We start from the raw sequence: 6,210 nt of genomic DNA on the forward strand, positions 1-6,210 counted from the left end.
TGTAAAAATAAATCTATCTACTCTCTCAAAGAGTTAAATTTCTTTTATTGAATATATTTTAAACTTATTTAAGTTATCCTTACTTTTTCTCAATTTTAATTCTATTGAACAGTTATTTGATACATTATTGTTAAAAGAAATTCCTTTAAAATCTATAACCCATGTAGTTTCTATGTTATCTTTTGATATATTTTTTGCCATAAAATTAGAATTATTATATATATACATATCAAATTCATCTAATATTTTATTTATATTTTCAATGCTTTTTCCACTTATATTTTCATGACATAATTTTCTGAAATTATTTTTTTTAATAGAAGATATACTTTCCATTATTTTAATAAATTCTGTTATAGCTTTTTTTCCAATGAAATCCTCCTTGGGATAATAGCTTAATTCATTTAATTTATTTTCTAATAGTACATATGATTTAAAATAAAATTCATTTTCAAATTTACCTGTTATGAACTTTGGTAAAGTTTTATTTAAATTTATAAAGCCTAATACATTATTTGAACTACAAAAAATATCTTTAAATCCACTATCAGTAAATAAGAACACATGTTGGATAGGTTCTTTACCATAAAAGGATTGAGTAAATATCTCTAATTTATTATCATTGTTTAAATCATTAAAATATATTTGTATAGGATTACTTTGTGCTTTTCCTAAAGATTTAACTGATTTTTCTGGTTGTAGAGAAAAGTTATGATTGTTTACGCTAGCTTGAATATAATAATTATCATTATGAACTTTTATGTAAAGAATGTCATTTTTTTTATCACCATTTAAATCAATTCTTTTTAGGGTATTATAGGAGATTTTGCTAAAAGTATTTTCAGAAGACTGAGAGTATAAATAAAGAGTAAAGGAGATAATAAAAATAAATAAAAACATATAAAAAAATAATTTTTTCCTTTTATTTAAAAACTTATAAAACATTTATATCACCTCAGATTAATTATATGAATGGTAAGTAAAAGTAATTATATATTTAATTTAATTTGTACAAAATAAAATAAATATTAATATATTTAGGGGTGATAATTATGACTAGGATGAAATATAAGAAATATATTACTTTTATTATAATATTAATAATTATGTTTAACCTTACAGCTTGTAATAAAAAAGATGAAGCTTCAAATAAAGAGAAAAAATTAAGCATATATGTAGACATAAAGGATACACATTCATTAAATATAATAAAATTTATTATGGATGAATATAAAAAAGAAAATCCTAAAACTAATATAATAATTAATAATGCTATGGGTTCAAATACACTAGAAGATATTTCAAAAGGAAATGCAGGAGATATAATATTTACTTCCAGAAATAAAATGATAGAATTGCAGAAAAAAGGTTTATTAAGTGATTTAGCTTCCTATTATGATAAGAATAAACTTAATGATAGATATTACAATGTAATAAATTCTTATGGGAGATATTCTGATAAATTCTATGGAATTGGATTAATTCCATATACCATAGAAATTGCATATAATAAGGAAATGATAAACAAACTAAATATTAAAGAACCAACTAATATAAAATATATCGAAGATGTATTAAAAAGTATAAATAAAAATTCAGTAAAAGTACCAGTGGTTTTAACAGACGATATAGATATAAATAATGCTATATCTGCACTTATAATGAGCAATAAGAAGAATATATATAACATTGATAATATGTATAATGGTTCTAAGGAGGCCTATAAGGGAAAAAAAGAATTTCAAAGTATATTTGATAGTATACAAAGTTTGTATAAAAAAGGAATAATAAGCAAAAATACTTTTGAAATAGGAAATGAAAATACGATAAAAAAATTTGTTAACGGAGATATACCTATCATAGTAACTATATCATATTATTACAAGGAATTAAATGAAAAGCACATAGGTCTAGTAGAAGACTATAATTCAATAGCATCATTTAAAGGGAATGTACCTGTAATAGTAAATACATTATTATGTGTACCAATTAATAGTGAAAGAGGAGAAGAAGTAAATGACTTTATAAAATTCACTTTTGATGATAAAACTCAAAAAAAATTATTAGAAAAAGGATTTATAACAGGAAGTAAAAAGGTTAATGATAAATTAAAAGGAATAGGGAAAATTATATCTAAGCATTTAAGTGAAAGTAATGAAAATAGTATTTTATTTATGTATAATATTCCAGAAAAATTTTATATTGCAATGTCATCTAAAATACAAAACATATTATCTGGAAGTTATAATGGTAAGGAATGGCATAATATAGTGGAAGAGGTTTTCAAATATAAATAATTAATAAAAATACAGCAGTTTTTAAACTGCTGTATTTTTATTAATTATTTTTTTTGCATTCTTTGCATATTCCATAGAAATATACTTGGTTTGTAAGAACTTCATAGTCAGTGTGAGAAGATATTTTTTTATTTAAGTCTTCGAAACAGATATCTTCTACATCGTCTACTCTTCCGCATTGAAGACACTGAATATGTGAATGTGGACAAATATTTCCGTCATATCTAAAATTACCTTCGCCTACATTTATTTCCTGAATAAGATTTACTTCAACTAAAGTTTTTAAAGCTTTATAAACTGTAGCTAAACTCATTGTAGGATATTCAGGTTGTAGTGCTTTGTAAATTACTTCGGCAGAAGGGTGTTCCTTCGTTGATTTAAGATATCTATATACTGCAATACGTTGAGGTGTAAGCTTTAATTTTTTCTCTTTAAATATAGCAGTAATATTATTCATATACACCATCCTTTTTTTATATAATCACATATATTATATAAGAAAAACTATTAAACGTCAATTCTTTTTAAATAAAAGTAATTATTTAATTTTCTTATATATTAATAAGGATAAAAGAATTATAACAGAAGTAATTGCTATAGTTCCTCCAGGAGCACAATCTATGTAAAAAGAAATTAGTAATCCTAAAATTATATCTATAAATCCAAACAAAATTGAATAAAAAAAAGTAGCTTTAAACCCTTTATTAAGTTGAAGTGCTGTAGCTACAGGAACAGCTATCATAGATGATATTACTAGTATGCCCATTATTCTAATAGATAAAGATACAGTTGCACCAACTAATAGTGCAAAAATATAATTTATCAAATTTATATTTATACCTACCACATGGGCACCACATTCATCAAATGTTACATAAAGTAATTTATTAAAAAGTATATATATTAGTATTATAGATATTATGCTTAAGATTAGCATTACATATAAGTCAGTCTTTGAAACTGTTAATATACTTCCGAATAAGTATGAATTTACATTTGATTTAGTTTTACCTGTACTTATTAAAGTTATAGCCACACCTACACTTAAAGTCATAACTATTACTAAAATTATCTCAGAGAATCTTTTATAATAATTTCGTAAATATTCAATAAGTAGTGCACATAGGGATGTAAATATAAAAGCACATATTATAGGATTTACATCTAAAATTAATCCTAGCGCTACTCCAGCGAAGGAAGCATGAGATAGAGCGTCACCCATCATTGAATATCTTTTTAGTACGAGAAAAGTACCTACAGAAGGACAAAGTATAGAAATAAATACTGCAGCTATAAGTGCATTTTGAATAAAGGTATATGTAAACATATTTCCCTCCTTAAATATATATTGTAAAAAAGCAGAATGTTCTTGAATATAAATGTATCAACTGAATTTTTTAGGTTGTTGCAGCAATACTTTCTTTAAAATTATTTATAGAACATAATAAAGCTTTACCATCTTTCATTTTTATAATCTGAGAAGAGTTTTTAATAGCTGCTTCTATATTATGCTCAACAGATATGACAGTAAGTCCCTTATTTTTATTTAAATTTTTTATAAAAGAATATATTTCTTTCTGGCTTTTAATATCTACTCCAGTAGAAGGTTCGTCTAAAATTAATAAATCAGGATTTCCTAACAATGCTCTACCTATAAAAATTTTTTGTTGTTGACCGCCAGATAGATTTCCAATAAGGCTATGTTTAAAATCTAACATACCTAGATTTTGTAAACTTTCGTTTACTATGTTATTGTCTTTAATTTTTAATATGCGCATATGACATTTTAAAATTTCATTAACAGTTATAGGAAATTGAGAATTAAAGCTATCCATTCTTTGAGGAACATATCCTATTTTATTAGTATTTAAATATATATTACCTTTGTAAGGCTTTAATAAATTCAACATTAGTTTTATCAAAGTGCTTTTACAACTTCCATTTTCACCAATTATTGAAGTATAAGATCCTTTTTCTATATTTAAGTTAATATCATCTATAATATAAGGTTCATCCCCTGTATAAGAAAAACTTAAATTTTTAATTTTTATCATTACTTTATAAACCTCCAATTAACATCATTACCTAAACATTATATACCTACTTGCAAATTATTTGCAACATTATTATCAAAGTCTCTTGACTTTGATAATAATTAATAATATTATAAATGGAGATGCAAATGATTTGCAATAAATACTGAGGGGAAGTGAATATATGAAAAAAGTATATATTATGTACTTATTATTACTAATGAGTTTTTTTACTTTTTCAGGATGTGCTAATAATAAAAAGATTTTAAATAACAAATCCAATGATTCAAAATTAAATGTAGTAGTTAGTTTTAATCCTTTAAGAGAATTTGTAGAGTATATAGGTAAAGATAAAGTTGATGTTAAAGTTATAATACCAGAAGGTACTGAACCACATGATTTCGAACCAAAGGCTAAAGATCTTTTGGTTTTGAATAATTCAGATATTTTCATTTATAATGGATTTGGTATGGAAAATTGGATTGATAAAACTGTAGAAAATATAGATAATAAAAATTTAGTTCTTGTAGAGGCTTCCAAAGGCTGTCAGGGAATAAAAACTACTAAAGATGAAGAACATAATTATAGTGAATATGACCCCCACACATGGCTTGGCTTGAGTACAGCTATAGTTCAAGGAAACAATATAAAAGAAGCTTTAATTAAGGCTGATCCAACCAATAAAGAAGTATATGAAAATAACTATAAAGAATTTAAGAATAAGTTGAGTACATTATTACAGGAATATAAAAATAAGTTTTCTTCTTTAAATAATAAAAGTTTTGTAACAGGACATGCAGCTTTTGCATATTTCTGTAGAGATTTTGGATTAAAGCAAAACAGTGTAGAGGGAGTTTTTGCAGAAGGAGAACCTACCCCTAAAAAGATGAAAGAGTTAGTTGAATATTGTAAAAGAAATAATGTGAAAACAATTTTTGTAGAGGAAATGGCAAGTCCTAAAGTTTCTGAAACTTTAGCCAAAGAAGTAAATGCTAAAGTAAAAACAATATATACTATGGAATCAAAAGAAGAAAATAAAAATTATATTCAGAGCATGGAAGAAAATATAAAGGCTGTATATGAAAGTTTAAAGTAAACTATGTGTATAAAAGATTAAAAACAAGAATTAATAAGGTGTAATTACATATAAATATTTTAAGTAGTAAAAAAAGGATTTTAGAATTTTTATAAAAAGTAGTATAATTAAAATATAGTATACTGATATAAACTGATATAAAAGGAGTGAATTTATTGGCTAAATGTGAAGTATGTGGCAAGGAAGCTGAAATACATCATGTAGTTAATAGATGGCAGGGAGGAATTGACTTTCCTTTAAATTATAAATATTTATGTGAAGAGCACCATAGGGGAAATAATGGACCGCATAAAGATTGTAAATTAGATATTGAATATAAGCTTCAAATGCAGGAAAATTTAGAAAGAATTCTTTTTAAAGATTTTTATACATTAAAGGAATTAGAAGAATTACTTCATATAAATAAAAGTAAAATGAAAAAAATAATTAGAAGTCATAAAGTTTATAAAGAAGGATATAAAAAGGAAGAGATAATTTTTAAGCTAATGGGAAATAAAAGGTACGAATATTATATGCTTGAAAGTTATGATGATGATTTTATACCTTTATTTGTTGGATAAAAGACAGGAATTTATTCCTGTCTTTTTTAATTAGAAAGTTACAATTATACATAATTATAACTTTTTAATTAAAAAATTTTAAAAAACTATTGCAAAACAATAATAATTATTATATAATAGTTATTGTCAGATGAAGTTAAATAATTTAAAAATAAATAAATGATTTGGAAATGGGAGGAATTTAAAAATGAAAAAATTTGTATGTACAGTATGTGGATATGTTT

Annotated in this window: 7 protein-coding genes; 3 read left to right on the forward strand and 4 right to left on the reverse strand. The window is 23.9% G+C overall.

Features of this window, described 5'->3' with window-relative positions; genetic code table 11:
- Positions 1–33: 33 nt before the first annotated feature.
- Positions 34–945, reverse strand: coding sequence for an FG-GAP repeat domain-containing protein (locus J2Z24_RS18120; protein WP_035148820.1), 912 nt, complete (start codon positions 943–945; stop codon positions 34–36).
- 107 nt (positions 946–1,052) lie between these two features.
- Here J2Z24_RS18120 and J2Z24_RS18125 point away from each other — a divergent pair, with 107 nt between their 5' ends.
- On the forward strand, positions 1,053–2,297 hold the full coding sequence (locus J2Z24_RS18125) for an ABC transporter substrate-binding protein (protein WP_051593312.1): 1,245 nt from the start codon (positions 1,053–1,055) through the stop codon (positions 2,295–2,297).
- 40 nt (positions 2,298–2,337) lie between these two features.
- Here the strand turns inward: J2Z24_RS18125 and perR are convergent, their stop codons facing one another.
- From perR to J2Z24_RS18140, 3 genes are all read right to left on the reverse strand, one after another.
- Positions 2,338–2,754 carry a transcriptional regulator PerR gene (gene perR, locus J2Z24_RS18130; protein WP_035148821.1) on the reverse strand — a complete coding sequence of 139 codons (417 nt, stop codon included), beginning with the start codon at positions 2,752–2,754 and terminating at the stop codon, positions 2,338–2,340.
- An 81-nt stretch (positions 2,755–2,835) separates the two neighbouring features.
- Positions 2,836–3,624, reverse strand: coding sequence for a metal ABC transporter permease (locus J2Z24_RS18135; RefSeq protein WP_035148822.1), 789 nt, complete (start codon positions 3,622–3,624; stop codon positions 2,836–2,838).
- A gap of 70 nt (positions 3,625–3,694) precedes the next feature.
- Positions 3,695–4,351: a metal ABC transporter ATP-binding protein gene (locus tag J2Z24_RS18140; RefSeq protein ID WP_035148823.1), complete on the reverse strand. Its 657-nt coding sequence runs from the start codon at positions 4,349–4,351 to the stop codon at positions 3,695–3,697.
- Positions 4,352–4,514: 163 nt separating this feature from the next.
- Between J2Z24_RS18140 and J2Z24_RS18145 the strand changes: the two genes are divergently transcribed.
- Positions 4,515–5,426 carry a metal ABC transporter substrate-binding protein gene (locus J2Z24_RS18145; protein ID WP_035148824.1) on the forward strand — a complete coding sequence of 304 codons (912 nt, stop codon included), beginning with the start codon at positions 4,515–4,517 and terminating at the stop codon, positions 5,424–5,426.
- Between the two features lie 155 nt (positions 5,427–5,581).
- A complete protein-coding gene (locus J2Z24_RS18150) occupies positions 5,582–5,986 on the forward strand; it encodes a hypothetical protein (protein WP_035148825.1) in 405 nt (134 codons plus the stop codon).
- Positions 5,987–6,210 lie beyond the last annotated feature (224 nt).

This window comes from Clostridium tetanomorphum (genome assembly GCF_017873215.1).
In the GTDB taxonomy this organism is placed as follows: Bacteria; Bacillota; Clostridia; order Clostridiales; family Clostridiaceae; genus Clostridium_AO; species Clostridium_AO tetanomorphum.